Annotated in this window: 3 protein-coding genes; all 3 read right to left on the minus strand. The window is 67.2% G+C overall.

The features are described 5' to 3' along the window. Window positions 1-182 precede the first annotated feature (182 nt). Window positions 183-509 (minus strand): cellulose binding domain-containing protein, encoded by a 327-nt coding sequence (locus tag AB0G02_RS34690; protein ID WP_360802996.1) that lies wholly within the window; start codon window positions 507-509, stop codon window positions 183-185. 198 nt (window positions 510-707) lie between these two features. Further along, a complete protein-coding gene (locus tag AB0G02_RS34695; RefSeq protein ID WP_360802999.1) occupies window positions 708-1,523 on the minus strand; it encodes an integrase core domain-containing protein in 816 nt (271 codons plus the stop codon). 61 nt (window positions 1,524-1,584) lie between these two features. Then, on the minus strand, window positions 1,585-2,571 hold the full coding sequence (locus tag AB0G02_RS34700; protein ID WP_360803002.1) for an integrase core domain-containing protein: 987 nt from the start codon (window positions 2,569-2,571) through the stop codon (window positions 1,585-1,587). Window positions 2,572-2,659: the final 88 nt, after the last annotated feature.

Raw genomic sequence — 2,659 nt, forward strand, 5'->3', positions numbered from 1 at the left:
TGCACCCCCCCCCGGCCCGGGCCCCAGCCCCCCCCACCGAGGTGATCACACGGACGCGCGACCACCTCGACACGCATCGCCCACGTGCACCGGTGTCCGCACAGGACTTCGCCGCCGATTCTGTCCGAGCCACCAGGCGAAGTCGCGTCGGCTGGTGCCGATGACCCGTTCGCGGTGGGCGTTCATCCGGGGTGCCTGAGGCGCGCTGGTGGTGATGTGGAAGAAGTCCGCCGCGATGATGCCCTGGACCTGGGCGGTGAGAACTCCGCCCGGTCGCAACGGTACGGCGTGGCGCTGAGCACGACGGCGTTGAGGTACTGGGTGCTTTCGGCGTTCCACGCCCGGCTGACCTTCTCGTCGGCGTAGAACACCTGGACAACGGTCCAGTCGGTGATCGGGGTGGAGCCGGTGTTGGTCACGGTCACGCCGGTGTTGAAGCTGCCGGGCCAGGCGGTGGTGGTGGTCGTGGCCCTGCACGCGTAGTTCAGGTTGGGTGGCAGCGGCCCCATGTTGGAGTAGGCGCCGAGGGTGACCCCGTGACGCCTGTGGGGTGCAGAAGTCGGCTGCATGGTCTGGCCTGCGGTTAGCGCGTGTTTCAAAGGTGAGGTGAGCGGGGGCGTGTCGGTGGCCGGAACGTGGCGAGGTCTCCGGTAAGTGGTTCAGCGACCAAGCAAAACCTGTGCCGCTCGAAAAGTTATCGCTGCTGGTCAAGCGACGTGTCTGTACTCGTTGATGAGGCAGCCGAGGATGCAGGTGCGCCGCACTCTGCGGGTGTCGAGGTCGTGTATCGCGGCGGGGTGTTGCTGAGCTTCGGGTGGTAATTGGTGGCGGGCCTGGTGAGGTCGGTGTCGGTTGTAGTGGTGTTCGTAGGTCTTGAGGACGTGTCGTGCGTGGGTCTCTCCCGTGATGAGGATGTGGTCGAGGAGTTCGCGTCTGATGGTGCCGATGACCCGTTCGCAGTGGGCGTTCATCCGGGGCGCCTGCGGCGCGCTTTTGATCACGCGCAGGTCGTCGCCCTGGAAGACGGCGTCGAACGTCTGGCTGTACTTGCCATCGCGGTCCCGGAGAAGGAAACGCAAGGACTCCGTCCGGTGTCCGAGGTCGGCGGTGAGGTTCCTGGCCTGCTGTGTGGTCCATGCCTGGGTCGGGTGGGCGGTGACTCCGGTGATGTGCAGGCGTCGGGTGTGGTGTTCGAGGAACGCCAGCGCGTACAGGCGCCTGCCGGGCACGGTGTCGAGGTGGGGGAAGTCGGCCGCGATGATGCCCTGGGCCTGGGCGGTGAGGAATTCTCGCCAAGTCGGGCCGTCACGGCGTGGTGCCGGGTCGATGCCCGCGTCGTGCAGGATCCGCCAGACCGTCGAGTGGGCGATGTGGTGGCCGAGTCGGGCCGGTTCGCCCTGGATCCGCCGATGACCCCACCGCGGGTTCTCCCGGGCGAGTCGCAGGATGAGCGTCTTGACGGCGGCTCGTGTCGGTGGGCGTCCGGTGCGTCGACGCGCGGGGTGGTCCCACTTGCGGGCCATGAGTTTGCGGTGCCAGGCGAGCTGTGGGGGCCAATAGTCGGCCACGTAGCCTGACCTGCGCTTACGCAGCGATGGGTTCGTACTCGTTGATCAGGCCGCCGAGGACGGGTCGGCGGCGTATCGAGATGTGGCCCGGTTCTGGAATCGGCTGGTCCGGTCGTGGTGGCAAGAGTTGAAGTGCTCTGTGTGGTCGGCGGTGGTTGTAGTGAGCCGCGTAGCGGTCGAGTACCGCTCGCGAGTGGTGGTGGTTGATGATGAGCAGGCGGTCCGCGACTTCCCGCCTGACGGTTCCGATGCAGCGTTCGGCATAGGTGTTGGCTTGTGGACACCGTGGTGGGGTCTTCACGACGTGGATGCCGGCGTCGGAGAGGACTGTGTCGAACGAGGTGGTGAACTGACCGGCCCGGTCGTGGATGAGGAACCGGAAGTCGTTGGCCCGGTCACCCAGGTCCATGAGCAGGTTGCGGGCCTGTTGGGTGGTCCAGGGTCCGTCGGGGTTGGTGGTGGTGCCGAGGATGTGGACGCAGCGGGTGGCTACCTCGATCACGAAGAACACGTAGACCCGTTTGAGCGTCAGGGCGCAGTCGACGTGGAAGAAGTCGCAGGCCAACATGCCGGAGGCCTGCGCGCGCAGGAACCGCCGCCACGAAGCGTCGCTGTCGCGCTCGGGTGTGGGCGGTATGCGTAGGCGCTTGAGCACGCGGCGCACGGTCGAGGCGGCGACCCGGTGGCCGAGTTTGAGCAGCTCGCCCTGGATCCTGCGGTAGCCCCAGCCGGTGTTCTCCCGGGCCATCCGTTCGATCAACGCGACTACGGCATCGTCGACCGGCGGGCGCCCGATTCGGTTCGGGTGAGTCCACTTCTTCGCGACCAGTCGCCGGTGCCATCGCAGGACGGTGCCCGGCGTCACCAGCCGGTGTTGCCGTAACCAGCCGGGTAGGCGTCGCGCCAACGCGGCGAGCACGGCACGATCGGTCCAGTCCAGTCGCGGGCGAGGGTTGGCCCGGCGCAGCACGGCGACCTCGTGCCGCAGCACCAGCAACTCCACGTCCCTGGCCGCTGATGACCGTGTACCTGCCGAAAATGTCGCCCGTGCAGGTCAGGCGGCCTGGTAGTACTCGTTGAGGATGCCGCCC

The sequence above is a fragment of the Actinosynnema sp. NPDC023658 genome (genome assembly GCF_040639995.1).
GTDB lineage: Bacteria > Actinomycetota > Actinomycetes > Mycobacteriales > Pseudonocardiaceae > Actinosynnema.

Bases quoted from the DNA above. Each gene is read 5' to 3' on its own strand.
- AB0G02_RS34690 (WP_360802996.1), bottom strand. From the start codon at position 509: ATGGGGCCGCTGCCACCCAACCTGAACTACGCGTGCAGGGCCACGACC.
- AB0G02_RS34695 (WP_360802999.1), bottom strand. From the start codon at position 1,523: ATGGCCCGCAAGTGGGACCACCCCGCGCGTCGACGCACCGGACGCCCA.